Consider the following 21,529-nt stretch of genomic DNA (forward strand, 5'->3'; position numbering starts at 1 on the left):
CGACCGCGTCGCCCAGCAACGCCGCCCCGGTGGCGCCGAATATCGCCTGGCCAACGGCCGCGCCGCGCTGTTCGCCGAGGCCGACAGCCTGATGAAGCAACCGTGGCTGGTGATCGCCGACCTCGGCAGCCGCCAGGGCCAGCGCGAAGAGCGCATCTACCTCGCGGCGGATTTTGACCCGGCGCTGTTCGACAGCGTGCTGGTCGAGCAAGTGCGCACGGTCGACCAGCTTGATTGGGATGAACGCGAAGGCGTGCTGCGCGCCGAACGCCAACGCAAAGTCGGTGAGCTGGTGCTCAGCCGCGAGCCGCTGACCGGCCTGGATGAGTCCGCACGCAGCCAGGCACTGGTCAACCTGGTGCGCCGCAAAGGCCTGGAGCTGCTGCCGTGGACGCCCGAACTGCGCCAGTGGCAGGCGCGCGTCATGCTGCTGCGCCAGCTGGACGCGGGTAAAACCAGCGAATGGCCGGATATCAGCGACAAAGCCTTGCTGGCCGATTTGGAGCATTGGCTGATGCCCTACCTGGGTAAAGTCTCGCGCCTCAGCCACTTTTCTAATTTGGATATTTCCAGCTTCCTGCACAACCTGCTGCCCTGGCCGCTGCCCCAACGCCTGGACGAGCTGGCGCCACAGCATGTGAAGGTGCCCTCGGGCTCATCGGTGCGTTTGGACTACAGCGAACAGCCGCCGATTCTGGCGGTGCGCCTGCAGGAATTGTTCGGGCTGGCGGACACGCCGCGCATTGCCGGTGGGCGCCAGGTGGTCAAGCTGCACCTGCTGTCCCCGGCACGTCGGCCGGTGCAGGTGACGCAGGACCTGGCGAACTTCTGGCGCAGTACGTATGCGGAGGTGAAGAAGGATTTGAAGGGAAGATACCCCAAGCATTACTGGCCGGATGACCCCTTGGTGGCCGAACCCACTGCCCGGATCAAACCCCGAAAGTAGGTGATGTGAAGATCCAATGTGGGAGCGGGCTTGCTCGCGAAAGCGGTGGTTCAGTTGATACATGTGCTGACTGACACACCGCCTTCGCGAGCAAGCCCGCTCCCACATGGGGTGTAGTGGTGCGGGTTATTGCGCAGCCGGCAGCAGGAACCGCGCGATCACAGGCAAGTGGTTAGAGATACGCAACGTATCCTCCTGGCGCACCTTGGCCTCCACCCGCTTGATCCTTGGGCTGTAGAACAAATAATCCAAGGTCCGATCCGGCCCCTCCACACTCGGGTCATTGGGGAAGTTCGTCAGCCACTTCGCCCGGTCAATCCCACTGGATTCACTGTTACTCGGGATCATCGGGTATTTATCCCACAGCAAATGCAGCTCGCTGTCCGGCGAATACTGCCCGCGCTTGCCCGCGTCCAGGCGCAGGAACTGCCCCAGCGGCAGCAGGTTGAAATCCCCGCCAATCAGCCAAGGCGTGCCACGGCCTTCGAACTTGTCCAGCAGTTTTAGCGTGGCTTTGGCCTGCTCCTGCACCGCCGAACGCCCAGGCTTATCGCCATCCAGGCGGGTGTTGAGCACGGCCAGTTGGCCGCCATCGCTCAATGGCAGGTAGGTCAGCAATAACGCCGGTTTAGGCTGGAACTGACGGCTGATGAAGTTGGCCGGGGACACCGGCAATTGCAGGCGCTCGGCGTGTTCGATCTGGTAGCGGCTCAGCGTGACGAGCTTGCGGCCGACGCTGCCGAAGATATGCAGGTTGGGCACGAAGTCGGCTTTCCAGTCGAACGCCTGGGCGCTGCACGGGTACAGGTCGACCAGGCGTTCCTGGAGCAACGCGACCTGGTCCTGATAGTGAGAGGACTTGGCGCCTTCATCGAGTTCCTGCAACAACAGGATGTCGGGTTGTTCGTCGCGAATAACCCGCGCCACTTCGTCCAGGCTGAAGGCCATGTCTTCCACCGTGGGGCGATCGTCCGGGCCTTTGCCGTCGGGGCTGTCGTACCAGAACACATAGTTCTTGCCGGCCAGGTATTGCACGTTCCAGGTCATGACCTTGAGCGCCTGCCCCGGCAGCAAGGTCGGCGCACGTGGCGCTACGCAGCTGACCGGCAGGGTCTGCTTGTCGACGGGGCGCCAGGTCAGGCTGTAGATCAGGGCCGCGAGCAGGCCCGCGATGATCAACAGGCTCAGCAGGGTGATGCGCAATAAACGGGTCATTGGCTCGGCTTATAGCGTTATCAGAGGTGGCACGGAGCATATCACCGTGCGTCGGCATCGCCACCGATCAGCATAAACAAACGGAAAAGTACCACGCTGGTAAACAGTTGCAGGAAGCTGTGGGCACTGTCGATCAGCAAACCCAGCAGCGGCGCGGGGTTGGGGTACACCGCCACGCTCGCGCCTTTGAGCAGCCACAACGGCGTCATTACGCACAGCAGGCACACCAGGATTCGCCAGAAATGCCCACGGGTCAGGCGCAAACTTTCCTTCATCGCCTCCAGCGCCGACATGCCGCGCAACACCAGCAGGTACTCGGCAAACGCCAGCACCACCATCAGCCACAGGCCCGGCAGGAAATACAGCGACAGCCCCAGCAAAATCAGCAAGGTGCTGACCGCCGTCAGCAGGGCGAAACGCGGCCACATGGCCACGGCCATGGCCCACACATCTTTAGTGCTGGGCGACTCACCACGGGTGCGCGCATCCAGAAACAGGATCAAGGCGCCGGTGTACAGCGGGTACACCAACAACCCGACGACCACGCTGTAACCGGGGAACGCATCCGGGCCCAGTGTGTGGTCGAGCACCTGTTGCAGCAGGGCTTCGAGGATCACCAACGGCAGGCACAGCTGGACGATGGCGCCCAGGTTGCGTTGGGTGAAACGGAGAGAGTCGCGCAATACGTCTAACGGATTCATCAGGTTCATCACAGCCCTAAAAGCAAGGCGAACACTTTAACCGATCATGACGAGAGGTAAGCAAACGTAAACCTTACGTAAAGACCATTGAAACGTCTGGTAACACCCCCATAACTACGCTGTAGCTCACCTGATCACAGGCGGGCCCATGATTTCTACCGGCAATCTAACGAGGTCGCCATGAACAGCGAAGAGCAAACCCTGATCGATGGACTGTTTTCACGGTTGCAACAAGCCGAAACGGACTCAGCCCCCCGCGACGCCCTGGCCGAAGCGCGGATCAAGGAGCACCTGACTCGCCAACCGGCCGCCGGGTACTACATGACCCAGTCGATCCTGGTGCAAGAGCACGCGATCAAAAGCCTCGACGCGCAGAACAAGCAACAGGCGCAGCAGATCCAGCAATTGCAGGACGAACTGCAACAGGCCCGCTCCCAGGCCGCGCAACCGGCGCCGAGCAGTGGTGGCTTCCTGTCGAGCATCTTTGGTGGCAGCAGTTCCCGCGACTCGCAACCGGCACAAAGTGCTCCGCCTTCTTCCGGCGGTGGCTGGCGTGAGCCGGCGCGGCCATCGTTCGGCCAGCCTGCACCGCAACAGAACTACGCTGCGCCACAGCAGAATTATCAACAGCCGCCGCAAGCCCCCGCCGCGCCTATCGGCAGTGGTTTCCTGGGTGGCGCGCTGAAAACCGCCGCCGGTGTGGCCGGTGGTGTGATGCTGGCCGAAGGCATCAGCAGCCTGTTCAGCCACAACTCGCAGCAGCCGCAGGTGGTGGAAGAAATCATCCGCGAAGAACCGGCACCGGCCAGCGACAATGGCAACTGGGGCAATGACGACCAGAAGTTTGCCGGCAATGACAGCTGGGGCAATGACAACTCATCCGACAGCTTCGCAGACAGCGACTACTCCGACGATTCCTCCTCCTTCGGTGACGACGACTCCTTCGTCTGACCCGCCTTCAACCGGGGCGCTTCGTCGCCCCGGGCTGATTTTTCGCTGAAACTTTCCCATGGCTGGCATACTGGCAACCTTTCCGGGCCGTGGCGCCTGGCTGTCATGAGGAAGTGCGGTGAAAAAAATTGCAGTGTTCGCCGATGTGCAAAACCTCTACTACACCGTGCGCCAGGCGTATGGCTGCCACTTCAACTATGCGGCGCTGTGGGCTGATATCGGTTCACGCGGGCAGATCGTCGAGGCGTACGCTTATGCCATCGACCGTGGCGACAGCAAGCAGCAGCAATTCCAGCAGATCCTGCGCAACCTGGGCTTTACGGTAAAACTCAAACCCTACATCCAGCGCGCCGACGGCTCGGCCAAGGGCGACTGGGACGTGGGCATCACCCTGGACATCATGGACGCCGCCGACCACGTCGACGAAGTGGTGCTGGCTTCCGGCGACGGTGATTTCGACATGCTGCTCGAACGCATCATCCAAAAGCACGGCGTTGAAGCCGTGGCCTACGGCGTGCCGGGGTTGACGGCCAACTCGCTGATACGCGCCGCCAGCCGCTACGTGCCCATCGAAGGCGCGCTGCTGCTCAAATAAGTGCTGTGGCTTAATCAATAGTTAGACGGAGTTGGAACAGGTTTGGAACGTATAGCGGTCATCGACTTTGAAACCACCGGCATCACCCCGAGCAGCCACTGCCGGGCCACGGAAATCGCGGTGGTTATCCTCGAGCGCGGCCAAATCGTGGACCGCTACCAGAGCCTGATGAATGCCGGCGTGCGCGTGCCGGGCTTTATCGAACAACTCACCGGCATCAGCAACGCCATGCTGCGCAGCGCGCCACCGGCTGAGCGGGTGATGAATGAAGTGAATGAATTCGTCGGCACCACGCCGCTGCTGGCGCATAACGCCGCATTCGACCAGAAGTTCTGGGACTTCGAACTGGGCCTGATCCGCCGCACCCGCCTGCAAAAATTCGCCTGCTCGCTGCTACTGGCCCGGCGCCTGATGCCGTCGGCGCCCAACCACAAGCTCGGCACGCTGAACGCGTTCGCCCAACTGCCCCACACCGGCAAGGCTCACCGGGCGATGGCGGATGCGGAGATGGCGGCCAACCTCACCGCGCACCTGGCCCAGCAACTGCGCGGCACCCATGGCTTGCGCGAACTGTCCCACGATTTGCTGTGTACCTTGCAGAAAGTGCCGGCGGCGAAGATCAACGAACACCTGAAAAAGCACCGCGGGTTCTAAGCCTTACGATGATCGTTCCCACGCTCCGCGTGGGAATGCCTCCTGTGACGCTCCGCGTCACGACTTCAAGCGCGGACGCAGAGCGTCCTGGGCTGCATTCCCACGCAGAGCGTGGGAACGATCGGCGGCTGGCTATCGAGGCTGCACACACTCCAACGCCCGATCCACCACACCTTTGGCCATCCCCACCAAATGCATCACCGCCCGCTGCTGGGTGCTGAGCGTCTCCCCCGACACATTCACCGTCTCGACCGCGCAATGCAGCAAGTCGGCCGCATGGGCGAGGGCGTCTTCGAAACTCAGGTTGTCATTGAGCACAAAATTGGGCGCGTCCGGGGCGGATGCTTTGAGGTAGTAGTCGATGGCTCGGCGGTTGAGGAGGGCGTCTTCGCTGAGGAAGTTGGGTGGATCGGGGGTAACTTTGACCATGGTTGAACTCCTTGCTGGAAGAAGTTGGCACCGTCCGCTTGCACGCGAAGAGGGTGGCAACTGTACGTAGGTGTGCAAGACCGGGGCAAGAAGTCAAACCCAGCAGACCCGAAGGTCTCCCACGTACAGCCGCCATAAGGGCGAACGCCAACATGGAAGCTGGCATTTGGCTATTTGGCTGTAGGTTGATTGATGGATCTCACTTGCCATCGGACTTGCACGCCCGGCCACCGAACATTCGATGACGGAGCGAGACTAACTACCTGATCCGACGGAAACAAGGCCGTGGAATTCTCTAGGAAACGTCCCGCAAATGAAAGGGATCGGTCCTGCTGGCCACCAAAACATCAGCTGTTTTTAGGGCCTTCTTCACTCTTTCTGAATGGTAAGTAGGGGAAGCCCTATTGCGTCGTCGGACCTTTCCGGTTTTTCCCTTCACCCGTCTATCGCTCCTTTTTGCGACTTAACATCTCGCCTGCTATTTACGTAAAGGGACTACGTCATGCAGGAAAGCGACCTCCACACAGCAATCATGCGAAGCCAGTCTGAACTCCAGCGCAATGGCGTCGATTTCGGCTCGACGTCCAGCATGACGTTTCATCTGGGAAACATGATGACAAGCTGCCCGGCAGTCATGGTTTTACCTAACTCGCCAGGATGGACTCATGGTGCCAGTTACACGTTGCTCCGGCCCATTCAGGCGGAATCAACGGCGTCTGACACCACTGTTGACGACCTCTGGAAATGCACGCAGCAACACTACGGCCTGACGGCGGCAACGGTTCTCACTGGCGCGGCAGGCATACCGATCAGCAAAATCGCCGTGGGGACTTGGGTCCACGTCGGCTCAAGCAAAACGACGAATTTGGCTAGCCTCATTGGAATGCGCTTTTTCCCTCGAACATTGATCCGGCAACCGACAGCGGCCAAGATGGCAAAAGCAACGTTCGGCACCGTTCGAGTATTTGGCATTATTGGGCGGGGCCTCCCCTTCGTTGCGGCGGGGTTGGCTATTTTTGACCTGATCAGTATTGGTAAGTGTGCCTACGAGGCGAGAAATGGAAGGTAACCTGACCCGAGCTGAGATCAGCGAAAAAGTGCTTCAGCTGTTCGTCGATATCATCGGCTTCATCGACCGAAGCCAGGTGACCGAGCAAACGGATTTCATCCATGACTTTAAGATCATTGATGACGACCTGACCTGCTTCGTTATGCAGATTAAGTGGCAGTTCAACCTGCAAGCGACTCAGGAAGACTGGGATCACATCACGACCATTAAGCAGATTATCGATTTGATTGTTCAGCGCTCAAGCCTTCGGTGAAGCAACTGACGCCATCGCTGGCTTGCCTGCGATGGCGGTGTATCAGCCACCACTTTTTGCTCGTTCCCACGCTCCGCGTGGGAATGCCTCCGGTGACGCTCCGCGTCACGACTTCAAGCGCGGACGCAGAGCGTCCTGGGCTGCATTCCCACGCAGAGCGTGGGAACGATCGGTGTCAGGTGGCTTTACCCTCCAACTGCCCCAACGGCACTCGCCGTTCTATCGCGCTGGACAAAATAATCGAAGTCTTGCTGAACCCGAATTTCGCCACGCGGTTAATCAAATTCTCCAGCTCCGGCATCGACCCCACCGCCGCTTGCATGATCACGCACGGGTCGCCCGTGACCCGATGGCATTCAGTCAGTTCGGGGATTTCAGCCAAGGCGTCGTAGACCTTCTGGCTGCCGTTGTTGGTCAAGCGCAGTTCGATCGTGCATTGGATGGGCAGGCCGATTTTGGACAGGTCCACCTTGGCCTGATACCCGGTGATCACGCCGCTGGCCTCCAGCTTGGCCACGCGCTCAGCCACGGCCGGCGCAGAAAGGTTTACCGTGCGGGCCAATTGCGCGTAGGACGCGCGGCCGTCTTCGAGCAGGGCGCTGAGGAGCATGCGGTCGTATTTGTCCATGATAAGGCTCCAGTCACGCGTGGCTTTCGAAAGCACGGTTTATAGCCCTCACAACCATGCTTTGAAAAGTGTATCGGCGCTTTAAACAGGTTTTGTAACTTATGTTTAGCGTGCTGCCTTTTTAGAATAAGCCTCCCACCTCCTGCCATAGAGCCGCCCAATGCCTGGCCCACGTCGCTTTCCGTTACCGCTGATCGCCGCTTTTTTTGCGCTGTATGTGATTTGGGGTTCTACCTACCTGGTGATTCGAATCGGCGTTGAATACTGGCCGCCGCTGATGCTCGGCGGGATTCGATTCCTGGTGGCGGGTTTGGTGATGTATGGCTTTTTGCGCTGGCGCGGGGCACCTGCGCCGACGTGGGTGCAGTGGAAGGCTGCGGCCAGGATCGGCATTTTGCTGCTCACCTTCGGCAATGGCGCGGTGTCGGTGGCTGAGCACACGGGGGTTACCTCGGGTGTTGCGGCATTGGCGGTGGCGACGGTGCCATTGTTCACGTTGCTGTGCGGCTATTTCTGGGGCGCACGTAATACCCGCCTGGAGTGGGCCGGGGTGGTGCTGGGGATTATCGGCATTGCCATGCTCAATATGGGCTCCAATTTGCAGTCGAGCCCGACCGGGGCGATGTTGCTGCTGTTTGCCGCCGCCTCCTGGGCCTTCGGCTCGGTGTGGAGCAGGCACTTGCCGTTACCTGCCGGCGCGATGGCCAGTGCGGCGGAAATGATCGTCGCCGGTGCCTTGCTGTTGGTGGGCAGTGCGCTCTGCGGCGAACGCCTGCAGGCTGTGCCGCCGATTGAAGGCTGGCTGGCCTTGGCGTACTTGGCCGTGTTCGGTTCGATCATCGCCTTCAATGCCTATATGTACCTGCTCAAGCACGTACGCCCGGCGGCGGCGACCAGCTATGCCTATGTAAACCCGGCCGTGGCGGTGTTGTTGGGGATTGTGTTCGTCGGTGAGACCATCGGCATGGAAGAAGCCTTGGCGATGCTGGTGATCATCAGCGCGGTGCTATTGATCAGCCTGCCACAGTGGCGTAAGCCAAAACCGGAAATAAGGTAAACTGCGGCGCATTGCGACCTTGCGCTGAATTTTTCCTACGGTAAACACATGACTTTCGCCACACTTGGCCTGATCGAACCCTTGCTGCGCGCCCTTGAGACGCTTGGCTACCAGACCCCGACGCCGGTGCAGGCGCAAGCCATTCCGGCGGTGCTGGCTGGTCGCGACCTGATGGCCGCGGCCCAGACCGGCACCGGCAAAACCGCAGGTTTCGCCCTGCCGCTCCTGCAATTGCTGACCATGGAAGGGCCGAAAGTCGCCGCCAACTCGGCGCGTGCGCTGATCCTTTGCCCGACTCGCGAGTTGGCCGAGCAGGTTCACGCCAGCGTCGCCGAGTACGCGCAGAACCTGCCGCTGACCACTTACGCGGTGTACGGCGGCGTGAGCATCAACCCGCAGATGATGAAGCTGCGCAAGGGCGTCGACATCCTGGTCGCCACGCCGGGCCGCCTGATCGACCTGTTCCGCCAGAACGCGCTGAAACTCAACCAGTTGCAAACCCTGGTACTGGACGAAGCCGACCGCATGCTCGACCTGGGCTTCTCCGAAGAGCTGGCGAACATCTACCGCATGCTGCCGAAAAAGCGCCAGACGCTGCTGTTCTCCGCGACCTTCTCCGATGAAATCCGCCAACTGGCCGGGCAGATGCTCAACGACCCGCTGAGCATTGAAGTGAGCCCGCGTAACGTCGCTGCCAGCACCGTGAAGCAGTGGGTGGTGCCGGTGGACAAGAAGCGCAAGCCGGAGCTGTTTGTGCACCTGATGCGCAAAGGCCGCTGGAAGCAGGTGCTGGTGTTTGCCAAGACCCGTAACGGCGTGGATGCGCTGGTGGACAAGTTGCAGGGCCTGGGCATCAATGCCGACGGCATTCATGGCGACAAACCCCAAGCCACCCGCCAGCGTGCACTGGACCGTTTCAAATCCAGCGACGTGCAGATTCTGGTAGCCACCGACGTGGCGGCCCGTGGCCTGGACATTGAAGACTTGCCGCTGGTGGTCAACTTTGACCTGCCGATCGTGGCTGAAGACTACATCCACCGTATCGGCCGTACCGGCCGGGCGGGCAACACCGGTGAGGCGATTTCGCTGGTGTGTGCCGATGAAGTGAACATGCTGTCGGCCATCGAAATGCTCACGCGTCAGACCCTGACCCGCCAGATGGAGCCGGACTTCGAACCCGAGCACCGCGTGCCGGACACCGATGCCAGCGGGCAGGTGGTGAAGAAGCCGAAAAAGCCGAAGAAGCCTAAAGCTTCGGGCGGCGGTGGCGGCAAGCGCAATTTGGGTAAGTGGGTGGACAGTGGCGACGTGGCGCCGGCTGAGCCGTCGATCAAGCCGGTGCGTAAGGTGCCGGTGTTCAACACTGGGCCGCGCAAGAAGAAGTAAGCCTGTCAGGGCCTCATCGCAGGCAAGCCAGCTCCCACATTTGACGGTGTTCACCGTTCAAAATGTGGGAGCTGGCTTGCCTGCGATAGCGGACTCAAACCTAGCGCTTAAGCCACTCCAATACACCACGCCCAGCCGCCCGCCCACTGGCAAAACACCCCGTCAGCAAATACCCGCCGGTCGGCGCTTCCCAATCCAGCATCTCCCCCGCACAGAACACGCCTGGCAATTGCTTGAGCATCAAGCGCTCATCCAACGCCTCAAACGGCACGCCGCCTGCGGTGCTGATCGCCTCATCCATCGGTCGAGTCTTCACCAGTGTCAGCGGCAGCGCCTTGATATCCACCGCCAATTGCGCCGGGTCATTGAAGTGCTCAGCTGGCGCCAGTTCACGCAACAGCGCCGCCTTCACGCCATCGAGCCCCAACTGACTGTGCAAATGCTTGCTCATCGACCGCGAGCCACGGGGCTTGGCCAAGGCGGCTTGCACCTTGTCCAGCGGCTTGCTCGGCAACAAATCAATATGCACAGTGGCTGAGCCGTCACGGTTGATCGCTTCGCGAATCGGCGCCGACAGCGCGTAGATCAAACTGCCCTCGATGCCCATGGCGGTGACCACGCATTCGCCCAGCCGAGGCTTGTCCTCCCCAAGGCCGATGGCGACGTTCTTCAGCGGCGCGCCCGCGAATTTGCTGACCATCAACTCGCTCCAGCCCGACACTTCGAAGCCGCAATTGCTCGGTTGCAGCGCGGCGTAGGGCACGCCTTTATCTTCCAGCAACTTGAGCCAGGCTCCGTCGGAGCCCAGGCGCGACCAGCTGCCGCCGCCCAAGGCCAGCACCACCGCATCGCTGTGGACAGTTTTATCGCCGTCCGGGCTGTGGATAAGTAAACTGCCGTCGTCGTTCCAGCCCAGCCAGCGATGCCGGGTGTGGATAACCACGCCCTGGTCGCGCAGGCGCTTGAGCCAGGCGCGCAGCAGTGGGGCGGCTTTCATGTCGGTGGGGAATACGCGGCCGGAGGTGCCGACAAAGGTCTCGATGCCCAGGCCATGAATCCACTCGCACAAAGCCTCTGCGCCAAACGCGCGCAACAATGGCGCCATGTGCGGCGCGCGTTCGGCGTAACGCGACAGAAACGCCGGGTACACCTCGGAGTGGGTGATGTTCATGCCACCCACGCCCGCCAGCAGGAACTTGCGCCCCACCGAAGGCATGCCGTCGTACACGTCCACCCGCACGCCCGCTTGGCTCAAGACTTCAGCGGCCATCAGCCCGGCAGGGCCGCCGCCGATAATAGTGACGTGTTGAGAAGGGGTCTGAGGCATGGGCAGGGCTACGGTCGCTTGAATAGGGCGAGCATTCTACCCGACGACGGCGTAGCTGCCTGATCAAAAAACGTACACTTTCCTACACGCCTTACGGCTGCTGGCTTTCAGGCCCTTACGCTCAAGTTATCCACAGGCCGTTCCACAGGCATTGTGGGTAACGCCCACAATTCAATGACAACCTGATGACGCCCACACCCGTTGTGCGCTGTGGTGCAGGATGCCGTGGCGGCGCGCCAGGGCCGGGCGGTCTTTGCTGTAGCCGCCGCCGATCACGCCCATCACTGGAATATCGCGGCCCAGGCAGTGGCGCATCACGCTTTCATCACGTGCGGCGACGCCTGCATCTGTGAGCTTGAGGTAACCGAGGGCGTCGTCTTTGTGCACATCCACACCCGCGTCGTACAGCACCAGGTCGGGCTGGTACAGCGGCAACAGGTAGTTGAGCGCGTCGTCGACCACCTTGAGGTAGTCGGCATCGCCCATGCCCATGGGCAGCGGGATGTCCCAGTCGCTCTGGGCCTTGCGCGCCGGGAAGTTCTTTTCGCAGTGCAGCGACACGGTGATGGCATCCGGCGTGTCGTGCAGGATGCGCGCGGTGCCGTCGCCCTGGTGGACGTCGCAATCGAAGATCAGCACGCGGTTGACCCGCCCGCTCGCCAGCAGGTAATGGCTGATCACCGCCAGGTCATTGAAGATGCAAAAGCCTGCCGGGTAGTCGTAATGGGCGTGGTGCGTGCCGCCCGCCAGGTGGCAGGCCAGGCCGTGTTCCAGCGCCTTTTGCGCTGCGAGTATCGAGCCGCCGACGGCCCGCACGGTGCGCCGGGCCAGGGCTTCGTTCCAGGGCAAACCGAGGCGGCGTTGGTCTTCGCGGGACAGCTCGCCGCTCATGTAGCGCTCGATATACCCAGGTTCATGGGCCAGGGCCAGAATTTCGGCGGGGCAGACCTCGGGTCGCAGCAGGTGGCTGTCCTGGGTCAGGCCGCTGTCCACCAAGTGGTCACGCAACAGGCGGAATTTGTCCATGGGGAACCGGTGGTCCGCCGGGAACTCAGGGCTGTAGTCATCGTGGTAGATCAATGGCAAAGGCATGGGATTTTCTGACGGGAACCTGCGACGGATCTTACCAGCGCTGTACACTCACGCACATGGCAAGGGAGGGGGACCCATGGAGCCGATACTGGAATTGGAAAGCGCACGGCTGGTGCTGCGCCAATGGCGCGACAGCGACCTGACGGAATTTGCCCACATGTGCGCCGACCCGCAGGTGATGCGTTATTTCCCGGCCAAGCTGAGCCACTTGGAAAGCGCGGCGTTGATCGGCCGGATTCGCGGGCATTTTGCCGAATATGGCTTTGGCTTTTGGGCCTTGCAGCGCAAGGACACCGGCGAATTTATCGGCCTCACCGGGCTGCAAAACGTCAACTTCGAGGCCGACTTTACCCCAGCGGTAGAAATTGGCTGGCGCCTGGCCCGCGAGCATTGGGGCCTGGGTTACGCCAGCGAGGCGGCGTGGACCGCGCTGCGCTGTGGTTTTGACCGGCTGCAGCTGGATGAAATCCTCGCCTTCACCACCGAATCCAATCTGCCATCACAAAAAGTCATGCAGGCCATCGGTATGCATTACGATCCGCAGGCAGATTTTGAACACCCCAAGGTCGCAGCCGATGACCCGCTGCGCCATCATGTGTTGTACCGCATCACCCGCGCCCAATGGTTGGACACGCTGCACGGATAAGCAGCCCGGAATGCTCTATTGATTGTAGGAGTTGCTCTATGAGCCAAGTATTGGAAGATCTGGTGGACTTGCTGACCCTGGAGCCGATCGAGGAAAACCTCTTTCGCGGCCGCAGCCAGGACCTGGGTTTTCGCCAACTGTTCGGCGGCCAGGTGCTGGGCCAGTCGCTGTCGGCTGCCAGCCAGACCGTAGAAGAAGCGCGCCACGTGCATTCCCTGCATGGCTATTTCCTGCGCCCTGGCGATGCAGCGCTGCCCGTGGTGTATTCGGTGGACCGCGTGCGCGATGGTGGCAGTTTCAGCACGCGCCGCGTCACGGCGATCCAGAAGGGCAACCCGATTTTCACCTGCACCACCTCGTTCCAGTATGACGAAGAAGGCTTTGAGCACCAGACCACCATGCCCGTGGTGGTCGGCCCGGAAAACCTGCCGTCGGAGCTGGAACTGACCAAGCAACGCGCACACCTGATCCCCGAGCACATGCGCGACAAGCTGCTGTGCCCCAAGCCGATCGAAGTGCGCCCGGTGACCGAAAAAGACCCGTTCAACCCGCAGCCGTCCGACCCAGTCAAGTACGTGTGGTTTCGTGCTGACGGCGCGCTGGCCGATTCACCGGCGCTGCACAAATACCTGCTGGCTTACGCTTCGGACTTCGGCCTGCTGACCACTTCGCTGCTGCCCCACGGCAAAACGGTTTGGCAGAAAGACATGCAGGTCGCCAGCCTTGACCATGCGCTGTGGTTCCACGCCGACCTGCGCGCCGATGACTGGCTGCTCTACGCCATGGACAGCCCGTGGGCCGGCAATTCCCGAGGTTTCTCCCGTGGCAGCGTGTACAACCGCGCCGGGCAACTGGTGGCTTCGGTGACCCAGGAAGGGCTGATTCGCCATCGCAAGGATTGGGCATGAGCCTGTCGGACGTTAAATATTGGGTGTTTGATATGGACGGCACCCTCACGGTGGCCGTGCATGATTTTGCGGCGATTCGCGCGGCCCTCGATATTCCACCTGAAGCCGACATTCTCACGCACCTGGCGGCATTACCTGCGCAGGTGGCGGCGGCCAAGCATGCCTGGTTGCTTGAGCACGAGCGGGAGCTGGCCGTGGGTTCGGTGGCTGCTGTCGGCGCGGTGGAGCTGGTGCGCGAGCTGGCCGGGCGGGGTTATCGCCTGGGCATCCTGACGCGCAATGCGCAAGAGTTGGCGCATATCACCCTGCAAGCTATAGGCCTGGCGGACTGCTTTGCCGTTGAGGATGTGCTGGGGCGTGAGAATGCGCCGCCAAAACCCGATCCGGGTGGGTTGCTGAAGTTCGCGACTGCCTGGAAAGTAGCGCCGAGTGAGATGGTGATGGTCGGCGATTACCGCTTTGACCTGGTTTGTGGCCGGGCGGCGGGGACGCGCACGGTGCTGGTGAACTTGCCGGAGAACCCGTGGCCGGAACTGGCGGATTGGCATGCTGAGGATTGCGCGGCGTTGCGCCGAATGCTCTAACCCAGGCACCTTGGTCGGGCTTAGGTGGGAGCTAGCTTGTGTGGGAGCCAGCTCCCACATTTTTGATCCGGTTTTGTCAGCTACTGACTAAACAACACCTTCTCACCCTCAGGCGACGTAAACATCTTATCGCCGTCGTGCCCAACCCCAGGCACTTCCACCAGCTTGTGCGTCAGTTGCGGATGACGCTGCTTGAGGTAGTCAAAATAATTGTGCCCACGAATCAGGCGATACGCGCCCTGGGTTTCGGCTTCGCAGCTTTTATCCAGCGCCGGGTGGTTGGGGTCGGTGTCTTGCTGGCCCAGCAGGTAGGTGATGTTGCGTGACACGTAAACCTGCTCCAACTGCTGCGCGCTCTGGCCCTTGGCGTAATCCGGCAGGTTTTGCATGCCGTACTTCCAGTCGTTAAAGCCTGGGCAACTGGCCACATCAAACTTCACCGGGCGTTGTGGGGTGAAGTAGGCGTAGGACGATGGGTTGGCCACCACGTAACGCAGGCTGATGCCTTCGGTTTGCAGCATCGGGTGGTCGTGGCCGGTGAGGGCGAAGCGCTGCACCACCTGGCCGCCGCCGGAATGGCCGGCTACCACGATTTCTTTCAAGGCCGGGAACAGCTTGCGGTTGCCCAGGTGCTTGATGATCTGGTCGAGGGCGCCGTAGGAGCTGATGTGGCCTGGGCCGGTCGACGGGTCGCCGGCCATCCAGTCGTTGTGGTTCCAGCGCAGCAGCTGATTGTCGAGGTGGTTGCGCTGGGTATCCAACTCATTCAGAAACTGCGGCGCGATCACCAGGGTATTGGCGGCAACACCTGCGTGCTGGGCGGCATCTTCGCCGCTTTGCAGGTAGGTCTGCGCATTGCGCAGGCGACCGTGCACGATGATCAACGCGCGGGTGACGTTGGGCAGCGGCCGGCTCCAGTCCTGGCTCAAACCCAGGCTCAAGGTGCCGGCATCCAGTTGGAAACGATCGGGGCTGACCACCTTGACGCCATGTTCTTTCTCTGCGGCCCAAGTGGTGGTGGAACACATCGCTAATGCGCTAAGCAGCAATCCCAATCGTTTATTCATTTAAAGACTCTTGGCTGTAAAGGTGTCGCATTGAGTGATCTGGCCCTCTGCGAAGCCGGTCTTGAACCAGCGAACCCGCTGTGCGGAGGTGCCGTGGGTAAACGAGTCCGGCACTACGCGCCCTTGACCCTGTTGCTGCAAACGGTCATCGCCGATGGCGTTGGCCGCATTCAGTGCCGCTTCAATATCGCCCGGCTCCAGCCAGTTCAGGCGTTTTTGCGCGCGGTTGGCCCACACGCCGGCGAAACAGTCGGCTTGCAGTTCCTGGCGTACCAGTAAACCGCCGTCACCTTCCATCTGCCGGCCTTGCTGGCGTGCGGCCTGGATCTTGGCCGAGATGCCCAGCAGCGTTTGCACGTGGTGCCCGACTTCGTGGGCGATCACATACGCCTGGGCGAACTCGCCCGAAGCCTTGAAGCGTTGCGACATCTCCCGGAAGAAATCCAGGTCCAGATACACTTGCTGGTCGGCCGGGCAATAGAACGGGCCGCTGGCCGAGGTGGCACCACCGCAGGCAGAATTGACCCGGCCACGGAACAGAATCAGTTTCGGGTTCTTGTAGACCAACCCGTTTTCCTTGAACACCTGGCCCCAGGTGTCTTCCGTGTCGCCCAGCACGGCGCGCACGAAATCGGCCTGCTGGTCGTTGGCCGGCGGCGCCTGGCGCGCCTGCGTACTCGCCGGGGGCGCTTGCTCCATCTGACCGCTTAGCTGGCCGAGGATCTGCATCGGGTCCTGGCCGGTCAGCCAGCCAATGCCGACGATCAGCACGATCGCCGTGAGGCTCAGGCCTTTGCCGCCACCAAAGCGCATACCGCCACCGCCGCCGCCACTGTCATCGCGGGCGTCCACCACGTTGTCGCTGCGTCGGCCTTTTTTCCATAGCATTGGTGCAGTCCTCTCGTTAAGCCTGTGCTCTTTATTTTAAGAGCAGTGTTGTTGGTGCAGGGGCATGGCGCCAGCCCGGCTGTCCGACAAGCAACGAGAGCTGCCTAGTATCGCTGCTGTCAGGCCGTGTCGGCAGGGGCGCCAGATGAAAGTTATGTCAGGTTTGCCGCCTCAGTCGCGGCAGTAGCCTTCGCCGGTATCGACGACCAGGCAGTCTTTTTTATCTGCCAGCCATTTAAGGCCCGTGGCTTCACCGTCGCCGGCGCTCAACTGTTGCGGGCCGTCCGGGCGGGTGAAACTGATGCCGTCTTCATTGGCTTCGCCTTTGAAGGTGCCGGAGTCGTCGGCATCAAGGCCGTATTTCATGGTAAGCAGGTAGTGGCCACGGCCGATGCTGTCGTCCTTGGCGATGGTCAGGTTCAGGCCTTCGACGCCGATCCATTTGCCGACCCATTTATCGGTCGGTGGGGTTGCCGGCACCAGCGTGGCTTGCACGGAGGCGGGGGCGGGCTTAGGGGCCTCCTTGGGTTCCTTGTTACACGCGGTGAGCAGGGCAAGGGCAGAAAGAACAAAGAGTGTTTTTTTCATAGCGACATGGCCTTGGTTAAAAAGGGTGCAACGCGACGGTGAACGTGCAGCGTTGGACTCGAAACCCGTGATTTAGTGCGCTGTTCGCACGGTGTTTGGTTATGCTCTTGGGGCAGACGCAAGCCCGGCTGCTAGATTACCGGGTTGAGTGCCAAAGCGTTCAGCCCACCATGCAAGAGAATTCAATGACTGTCAGCACACCGCTTTCCGGCGTCAACCATCCTTTCAAAGGCATCCTGCTGATTGTGCTGGCGACGTTTCTGTTCTCCAGCCACGACGCCCTGTCCAAATACCTGGCCGGGTTTTACCCGATTGTAATGGTGGTGTGGGCGCGTTACCTGGTGCACACCTTGCTGATGGCCGGGATTTTCCTGCCGCAATCCGGCTTGCGGGTGCTGCGCAGCAAGCGGCCGGGCATGCAGGTGGTGCGGGCGTTGTGCCTGTTGGGCACGAGTTTGTTTTTTACTGCGGCACTGCATTACATCCCGTTGGCGGAAGCCACGGCGGTGAACTTCCTGGCACCGATCCTGGTGACGGCGCTATCGGTGCCTTTGCTCGGCGAGCACGTCACGCGTGGCCAATGGCTGGCGGTGATTTGCGGGTTTGTCGGTGTGTTGATCATCATCCACCCCGGCGGTGAGTTGTTCACGCCTGCGGTGTTGCTGCCGCTGTGTTCGGCGATGTTCTTCTGTTTCTACCAATTACTCACGCGCATCCTCAGCCAATACGACACACCGACCACCAGTAACTTCTTCGCCGGGCTGTGCAATACCTTGGTGATGAGTGCGTTGGTGCCGTTCTTCTGGCAGGTCCCGACGCTGTGGCATGCCTGCTTGATGCTGGCGCTGGGCAGCTGCGGCATGACGGCGCACTTGATGTTGACCCAGGCGTTCCGCTTCGCGGCGCCGGCCTTGCTGGCACCGTTCGGCTATTGCCAGATCGTGTTTGCGGGGTTGTTGGGTTGGCTGGTGTTCAGCCATACCCCCGATGTGACCACGGTGGTCGGCATCGGGGTGATCTGCATGAGCGGGCTGGCCGCTGCCTGGCAGCAGCGGCGGCGGTGAGTTACACGTCGACTGTGGGAATCTTGCGCGGCGCCATGAAGTACATCCAGGTCAGCGCAATGAAATACATCGCCGGGATCAGGGTGAACAACAGGGTGTAGTTGTTGTTGGTCACGGTAAGGATGTGCCCGACGATCTGGGTCATAAACATGCCGCCGATGGCCGCGCACATGCCGCCGAAACCGAACACCGTGCTCATCATGTGCTTGGGCGTGTAGTCCATCACCAGGCTCCAGATGTTGGCGGTCCAGGCCTGGTGTGCGCCGATCGCCAGGGAGATGGCGAACACTGCAACCCACAATTGGCTGGAGCCGGCAGCCATGATCACGCCGACGATGCAGCAGGCAAACAGCAGCATCGACAACAGCCGCGCCTTGATCGCATTCATCCCGCGGCCGATCAGGAATGACGACAGAATCCCGCCACCCACGCTGCCGAAGTCGGCGGTGAGGTAAATGATGATCAGCGGAATGCCCATCTGCGTCACGTTGATGCCCAGGTTGTATTGCTGGTTCAAAAACGGCGGCAGCCAGTACAGGTAGAACCAGAACACCGGCGCGGTCATGGCGTAGGCAAGGGCGAAGGCCCAGGTGCCGCGCATGCGCAGGATGCGGCTGAACGGCACGCTCGGTTGCTCGGGTTCGGCTTCCTGTTGCACGTAGTCCAATTCGGATTGTTTGGCCGTCGGGTGGTCTTCCGGGTTGTAGTACTTCAACCCCCAGAACACCAGCCAGATCGCGCCGAGTGCCGACATGCACAGGAACGCCGCCTGCCAGCCCCACACGTGCAGAATCAACGGCAGCAGCATTGGGGTCATCATCGCGCCGACGTTGGTGCCGGCGTTGAAGATGCCGGTGGCCACTGCGCGCTCACCGGCCGGGAACCACAAGCGCGTGGTCTTGACGCAGGCCGGGTAGTTGGCGGCTTCCGTCAGCCCGAGAATAAAGCGGCAGACCATAAAGCCCACCGCCGAGGTGGCCAGGCCGTGGGCACCGGTGGCCAGGCTCCACAGCAGCACGGCGCAGAAGAACACGCGCTTGACGCCCACGCGGTCAATCAGCCGGCCTTGCAGCACAAAACCGATGGCATAACCGACCTGGAACCAGAAGTTGATGTTGGCGTAGTCCATCGCCGTCCAGCTCATCTCTTTGGCCAGGATCGGTTGCATCACGCCCAGGGCGGCGCGGTCGATGTAGTTCAGGGTGGTGGCGAAGAACACCAGGGCCAGCATGCCCCAGCGCGTTTTACCCACGGCCATGGCGCCACGGATCTTGTCGCCGATGCCGGCGTGCGGGTTGCCCGGGCGCGCGGCCAGAGCGGAGTTTTGCGAAGGCATGAGGTCGTACCCGTTTTTGAAATTTTTATGGTGTGTTCTGGGTCTTGGTGCAGGTTCGATGGTGCGCAGTGGTTAAAAAGTCGTCAATTCGCCAACAGGGCATAGTGTTCGGTAATCGCACAAAAAACTAACCGGTTCGTACATTTTAATTGCTGCGTGTAGGCTAGGGGCCAATAATTTGCTGCAAATAACAACTCCGGGAGTCGCCCCATGCAACGTTCCATTGCCACCGTTTCCTTGAGCGGCACCCTGCCGGAAAAGCTCGAAGCCATTGCCGCTGCCGGGTTCGACGGGGTGGAGATCTTCGAGAACGACCTGTTGTATTACGACGGCAGCCCGCGGGAAGTTAGGCAAATGTGCGCCGACCTGGGCATTGCCATCACCTTGTTCCAGCCGTTCCGCGACTTTGAAGGATGCCGCCGCGACCGCCTGGCGCGCAACCTGGAACGCGCCGAGCGCAAATTCGATTTGATGCAGGAGCTGGGCACCGACCTGGTGCTGGTGTGCAGCAATGCCTCGGCAGATTGCGTGGGCGATGAACGCATTTTGCTCGATGACCTCAGCTTGCTGGCCGAGCACGCCGGCCGCCGTGGTTTGCGCATTGGTTATGAAGCGCTGGCCTGGGGCAAGCATGTGAACACCTGGCAGCAGGTGTGGAACCTGGTGCGTCAGGTCGATCACCCTAGCCTGGGCGTGTTGCTCGACAGCTTCCATACCTTGTCGCTCAAGGGCGACCCTAGCGGCATTGCCGACATCCCCGGCGACAAAATCTTCTTTGTGCAAATGGCCGACGCGCCGGTACTGGCCATGGATGTGCTGGAGTGGAGCCGGCATTTCCGCTGTTTCCCGGGGCAGGGCGAATTTGACCTGGCAGGCTTTCTCGCGCCGATCATCAAAAGTGGCTACACCGGGCCGTTGTCCCTGGAGATTTTCAACGACGGTTTCCGCGCCGCACCCACCCGCGCGAATGCGGCGGATGGCTTGCGTTCGCTGCTGTACCTGGAAGAGAAAACCCGTGAACGCCTCAAGCAGGAGGCGCCGGCCCAGCCTGTCGAGATTCTGTTTGATACCCCGGCAGCCAGCGAATACAACGGCATCGAATTCCTCGAGTTTGCCGTGGACGAAAGCCTCGGCGCCAAGCTGACCCACTGGCTGGAACGCCTGGGGTTCGTCAAGGCTGGGCAGCACCGCTCCAAGAGTGTGAGCCTGCTGCGCCAGGGGGATATCAACCTGATCCTCAACTGTGAACCCTATTCGTTCGCCCACAACTTTTTCGAAGCCCACGGCCCGTCGTTGTGCGCTACGGCGATTCGGGTCAAGGACAGCGCCAAGGCGCTGGAGCGGGCCGTGGCCTACAAAGGCCAGCCGTATCGCGGGCTGGTCGGGCCTAACGAGCTGGAGCTGGCGGCGGTACGTGCGCCGGATGGCAGCCTGATTTATCTGGTGGACCCTGCCGAGGGTGCGCTGTACGACACCGACTTCAACTTGCAAGCGGCAACGGCGTCCAGCGGCGGTTTGCTGCGCATCGACCATATGGCCATGGCCTTGCCGGCCGACAGCCTCGACAGTTGGGTGCTGTTTTACAAGAGCCTGCTGGATTTCGAAGCCGATGATGAAGTGGTGCTGCCCGACCCTTATGGCCTGGTGAAAAGCCGAGCGTTGCGCAGCCGGTGCAGCTCGATCCGCTTGCCGTTGAATATTTCCGAGAACCGCAACACGGCAATTTCCCACGCGCTGTCGAGTTATCGTGGTTCGGGCGTGCACCACATTGCTTTTGACTGCGCAGATATTTTCGCCGAGGTCAGCCGCGCCAAAGCAGCCGGTGTGCCGTTACTGGATATCCCGCTCAACTACTACGACGACCTGGCCGCACGGTTTGATTTCGACGATGAGTTCCTCAGCGAACTGGCGTACTACAACGTGCTGTACGACCGTGATGCCCAGGGCGGTGAGTTGTTTCATGTGTACACCGAGGCGTTCGAAGGGCGGTTTTTCTTTGAGATCATCCAGCGCAAGAACGGCTACGCCGGGTATGGCGCGGCCAATGTGGCGGTGCGCCTGGCCGCGATGGCCAAATCGCGCAGCGGCGCGGCACGTCAGGCGCGTTTATAACGGCCGGGCAGGTGCTTCCTTCGGGAAGCGCCT

The 21,529-nt window shown here is 61.1% G+C and carries 23 protein-coding genes; 13 read left to right on the forward strand and 10 right to left on the reverse strand.

Features of this window, described 5'->3' with window-relative positions:
• On the forward strand, window positions 1–946 hold a 946-nt coding region (locus tag BFP92_RS00220; protein ID WP_275656392.1), incomplete at its 5' end, for an ATP-dependent helicase C-terminal domain-containing protein.
• Between the two features lie 126 nt (window positions 947–1,072).
• Here the strand turns inward: BFP92_RS00220 and BFP92_RS00225 are convergent.
• A complete protein-coding gene (locus BFP92_RS00225) occupies window positions 1,073–2,161 on the reverse strand; it encodes an endonuclease/exonuclease/phosphatase family protein (protein WP_065911104.1) in 1,089 nt (362 codons plus the stop codon).
• Window positions 2,162–2,202: 41 nt separating this feature from the next.
• Complete coding sequence (locus BFP92_RS00230; RefSeq protein ID WP_065911205.1) at window positions 2,203–2,862, reverse strand: YciC family protein; 660 nt, start codon at window positions 2,860–2,862, stop codon at window positions 2,203–2,205.
• Between the two features lie 180 nt (window positions 2,863–3,042).
• On the opposite strand from BFP92_RS00230, the gene BFP92_RS00235 reads away from it, so the two are divergent.
• From BFP92_RS00235 to BFP92_RS00245, 3 genes are all read left to right on the forward strand, one after another.
• On the forward strand, window positions 3,043–3,813 hold the full coding sequence (locus BFP92_RS00235) for a DUF2076 domain-containing protein (protein WP_065911105.1): 771 nt from the start codon (window positions 3,043–3,045) through the stop codon (window positions 3,811–3,813).
• Between the two features lie 118 nt (window positions 3,814–3,931).
• Window positions 3,932–4,408, forward strand: coding sequence for a LabA-like NYN domain-containing protein (locus BFP92_RS00240; RefSeq protein WP_065911106.1), 477 nt, complete (start codon window positions 3,932–3,934; stop codon window positions 4,406–4,408).
• Window positions 4,409–4,450: 42 nt separating this feature from the next.
• A complete protein-coding gene (locus BFP92_RS00245; RefSeq protein WP_065911107.1) occupies window positions 4,451–5,062 on the forward strand; it encodes a 3'-5' exonuclease in 612 nt (203 codons plus the stop codon).
• A gap of 132 nt (window positions 5,063–5,194) precedes the next feature.
• Here BFP92_RS00245 and BFP92_RS00250 read toward each other — a convergent pair whose 3' ends face one another.
• Window positions 5,195–5,491 carry a DUF3077 domain-containing protein gene (locus BFP92_RS00250; RefSeq protein WP_065911108.1) on the reverse strand — a complete coding sequence of 99 codons (297 nt, stop codon included), beginning with the start codon at window positions 5,489–5,491 and terminating at the stop codon, window positions 5,195–5,197.
• 502 nt (window positions 5,492–5,993) lie between these two features.
• Here BFP92_RS00250 and BFP92_RS00255 point away from each other — a divergent pair.
• Together BFP92_RS00255 and BFP92_RS00260 are read left to right on the forward strand one after the other, a co-directional pair.
• Window positions 5,994–6,560 (forward strand): hypothetical protein, encoded by a 567-nt coding sequence (locus tag BFP92_RS00255; protein ID WP_065911109.1) that lies wholly within the window; start codon window positions 5,994–5,996, stop codon window positions 6,558–6,560.
• Complete coding sequence (locus tag BFP92_RS00260) at window positions 6,550–6,813, forward strand: acyl carrier protein (protein WP_065911110.1); 264 nt, start codon at window positions 6,550–6,552, stop codon at window positions 6,811–6,813. Before BFP92_RS00255 ends, BFP92_RS00260 begins: the two co-directional genes overlap by 11 nt.
• Window positions 6,814–6,988: 175 nt before the next feature.
• Here BFP92_RS00260 and BFP92_RS00265 read toward each other — a convergent pair whose 3' ends face one another.
• Window positions 6,989–7,441 carry an Lrp/AsnC family transcriptional regulator gene (locus tag BFP92_RS00265; RefSeq protein ID WP_065911111.1) on the reverse strand — a complete coding sequence of 151 codons (453 nt, stop codon included), beginning with the start codon at window positions 7,439–7,441 and terminating at the stop codon, window positions 6,989–6,991.
• Window positions 7,442–7,601: 160 nt separating this feature from the next.
• Between BFP92_RS00265 and yedA the strand changes: the two genes are divergently transcribed.
• Window positions 7,602–8,498: a drug/metabolite exporter YedA gene (yedA, locus tag BFP92_RS00270; protein WP_065911112.1), complete on the forward strand. Its 897-nt coding sequence runs from the start codon at window positions 7,602–7,604 to the stop codon at window positions 8,496–8,498.
• 48 nt (window positions 8,499–8,546) lie between these two features.
• Window positions 8,547–9,884 carry an RNA helicase RhlE1 gene (locus BFP92_RS00275; RefSeq protein ID WP_065911113.1) on the forward strand — a complete coding sequence of 446 codons (1,338 nt, stop codon included), beginning with the start codon at window positions 8,547–8,549 and terminating at the stop codon, window positions 9,882–9,884.
• Between the two features lie 100 nt (window positions 9,885–9,984).
• On the opposite strand, the gene BFP92_RS00280 is transcribed toward BFP92_RS00275, so the two are convergent.
• Both BFP92_RS00280 and BFP92_RS00285 read right to left on the reverse strand, forming a co-directional pair.
• Complete coding sequence (locus tag BFP92_RS00280; RefSeq protein WP_065911114.1) at window positions 9,985–11,211, reverse strand: TIGR03862 family flavoprotein; 1,227 nt, start codon at window positions 11,209–11,211, stop codon at window positions 9,985–9,987.
• 171 nt (window positions 11,212–11,382) lie between these two features.
• Window positions 11,383–12,303 (reverse strand): histone deacetylase family protein, encoded by a 921-nt coding sequence (locus BFP92_RS00285; protein WP_058421550.1) that lies wholly within the window; start codon window positions 12,301–12,303, stop codon window positions 11,383–11,385.
• A 76-nt stretch (window positions 12,304–12,379) separates the two neighbouring features.
• Between BFP92_RS00285 and BFP92_RS00290 the strand changes: the two genes are divergently transcribed.
• Genes BFP92_RS00290 through BFP92_RS00300 form a run of 3 tightly spaced genes read left to right on the forward strand, consistent with a single transcriptional unit; the run spans window position 12,380 to window position 14,441 of the window.
• Window positions 12,380–12,949 carry a GNAT family N-acetyltransferase gene (locus BFP92_RS00290; protein WP_065911115.1) on the forward strand — a complete coding sequence of 190 codons (570 nt, stop codon included), beginning with the start codon at window positions 12,380–12,382 and terminating at the stop codon, window positions 12,947–12,949.
• Between the two features lie 38 nt (window positions 12,950–12,987).
• Window positions 12,988–13,857 carry an acyl-CoA thioesterase II gene (gene tesB / locus BFP92_RS00295; protein WP_017139338.1) on the forward strand — a complete coding sequence of 290 codons (870 nt, stop codon included), beginning with the start codon at window positions 12,988–12,990 and terminating at the stop codon, window positions 13,855–13,857.
• Window positions 13,854–14,441: an HAD family hydrolase gene (locus BFP92_RS00300; RefSeq protein WP_065911116.1), complete on the forward strand. Its 588-nt coding sequence runs from the start codon at window positions 13,854–13,856 to the stop codon at window positions 14,439–14,441. The genes tesB and BFP92_RS00300 overlap by 4 nt, the downstream gene beginning before the upstream one ends.
• Window positions 14,442–14,521: 80 nt before the next feature.
• On the opposite strand, the gene BFP92_RS00305 is transcribed toward BFP92_RS00300, so the two are convergent.
• The 3 genes from BFP92_RS00305 to BFP92_RS00315 form a co-directional block, all read right to left on the reverse strand.
• On the reverse strand, window positions 14,522–15,508 hold the full coding sequence (locus tag BFP92_RS00305) for an alpha/beta hydrolase family protein (RefSeq protein ID WP_065911117.1): 987 nt from the start codon (window positions 15,506–15,508) through the stop codon (window positions 14,522–14,524).
• The gene (locus BFP92_RS00310; RefSeq protein ID WP_065911118.1) at window positions 15,509–16,396 is read right to left on the reverse strand and encodes a KPN_02809 family neutral zinc metallopeptidase; all 888 of its coding nucleotides are present in this window, start codon (window positions 16,394–16,396) and stop codon (window positions 15,509–15,511) included.
• Window positions 16,397–16,567: 171 nt separating this feature from the next.
• Window positions 16,568–16,984: a membrane lipoprotein lipid attachment site-containing protein gene (locus BFP92_RS00315; RefSeq protein ID WP_065911119.1), complete on the reverse strand. Its 417-nt coding sequence runs from the start codon at window positions 16,982–16,984 to the stop codon at window positions 16,568–16,570.
• Window positions 16,985–17,169: 185 nt separating this feature from the next.
• Here BFP92_RS00315 and BFP92_RS00320 point away from each other — a divergent pair, with 185 nt between their 5' ends.
• A complete protein-coding gene (locus tag BFP92_RS00320; RefSeq protein ID WP_065911120.1) occupies window positions 17,170–18,048 on the forward strand; it encodes a DMT family transporter in 879 nt (292 codons plus the stop codon).
• Window position 18,049: 1 nt separating this feature from the next.
• On the opposite strand, the gene BFP92_RS00325 is transcribed toward BFP92_RS00320, so the two are convergent.
• Window positions 18,050–19,384, reverse strand: coding sequence for an MFS transporter (locus tag BFP92_RS00325; protein WP_065911121.1), 1,335 nt, complete (start codon window positions 19,382–19,384; stop codon window positions 18,050–18,052).
• A 210-nt stretch (window positions 19,385–19,594) separates the two neighbouring features.
• On the opposite strand from BFP92_RS00325, the gene quiC reads away from it, so the two are divergent.
• Window positions 19,595–21,496, forward strand: coding sequence for a 3-dehydroshikimate dehydratase QuiC (quiC, locus tag BFP92_RS00330; RefSeq protein ID WP_017139331.1), 1,902 nt, complete (start codon window positions 19,595–19,597; stop codon window positions 21,494–21,496).
• Window positions 21,497–21,529: the final 33 nt, after the last annotated feature.

The sequence above is a fragment of the Pseudomonas sp. 58 R 3 genome, assembly GCF_900006605.1.
Taxonomy (GTDB): domain Bacteria; phylum Pseudomonadota; class Gammaproteobacteria; order Pseudomonadales; family Pseudomonadaceae; genus Aquipseudomonas; species Aquipseudomonas salomonii.

Coding starts and splice junctions, on each gene's coding strand:
- BFP92_RS00225 (WP_065911104.1), bottom strand. CDS start 2,161: ATGACCCGTTTATTGCGCATCACCCTGCTGAGCCTGTTGATCATCGCG.
- BFP92_RS00230 (WP_065911205.1), bottom strand. CDS start 2,862: ATGAATCCGTTAGACGTATTGCGCGACTCTCTCCGTTTCACCCAACGC.
- BFP92_RS00235 (WP_065911105.1), top strand. CDS start 3,043: ATGAACAGCGAAGAGCAAACCCTGATCGATGGACTGTTTTCACGGTTG.
- BFP92_RS00250 (WP_065911108.1), bottom strand. CDS start 5,491: ATGGTCAAAGTTACCCCCGATCCACCCAACTTCCTCAGCGAAGACGCC.
- BFP92_RS00255 (WP_065911109.1), top strand. CDS start 5,994: ATGCAGGAAAGCGACCTCCACACAGCAATCATGCGAAGCCAGTCTGAA.
- BFP92_RS00260 (WP_065911110.1), top strand. CDS start 6,550: ATGGAAGGTAACCTGACCCGAGCTGAGATCAGCGAAAAAGTGCTTCAG.
- BFP92_RS00265 (WP_065911111.1), bottom strand. CDS start 7,441: ATGGACAAATACGACCGCATGCTCCTCAGCGCCCTGCTCGAAGACGGC.
- yedA (WP_065911112.1), top strand. CDS start 7,602: ATGCCTGGCCCACGTCGCTTTCCGTTACCGCTGATCGCCGCTTTTTTT.
- BFP92_RS00275 (WP_065911113.1), top strand. CDS start 8,547: ATGACTTTCGCCACACTTGGCCTGATCGAACCCTTGCTGCGCGCCCTT.
- BFP92_RS00280 (WP_065911114.1), bottom strand. CDS start 11,211: ATGCCTCAGACCCCTTCTCAACACGTCACTATTATCGGCGGCGGCCCT.
- BFP92_RS00285 (WP_058421550.1), bottom strand. CDS start 12,303: ATGCCTTTGCCATTGATCTACCACGATGACTACAGCCCTGAGTTCCCG.
- BFP92_RS00290 (WP_065911115.1), top strand. CDS start 12,380: ATGGAGCCGATACTGGAATTGGAAAGCGCACGGCTGGTGCTGCGCCAA.
- tesB (WP_017139338.1), top strand. CDS start 12,988: ATGAGCCAAGTATTGGAAGATCTGGTGGACTTGCTGACCCTGGAGCCG.
- BFP92_RS00300 (WP_065911116.1), top strand. CDS start 13,854: ATGAGCCTGTCGGACGTTAAATATTGGGTGTTTGATATGGACGGCACC.
- BFP92_RS00305 (WP_065911117.1), bottom strand. CDS start 15,508: ATGAATAAACGATTGGGATTGCTGCTTAGCGCATTAGCGATGTGTTCC.
- BFP92_RS00310 (WP_065911118.1), bottom strand. CDS start 16,396: ATGCTATGGAAAAAAGGCCGACGCAGCGACAACGTGGTGGACGCCCGC.
- BFP92_RS00315 (WP_065911119.1), bottom strand. CDS start 16,984: ATGAAAAAAACACTCTTTGTTCTTTCTGCCCTTGCCCTGCTCACCGCG.
- BFP92_RS00320 (WP_065911120.1), top strand. CDS start 17,170: ATGACTGTCAGCACACCGCTTTCCGGCGTCAACCATCCTTTCAAAGGC.
- BFP92_RS00325 (WP_065911121.1), bottom strand. CDS start 19,384: ATGCCTTCGCAAAACTCCGCTCTGGCCGCGCGCCCGGGCAACCCGCAC.
- quiC (WP_017139331.1), top strand. CDS start 19,595: ATGCAACGTTCCATTGCCACCGTTTCCTTGAGCGGCACCCTGCCGGAA.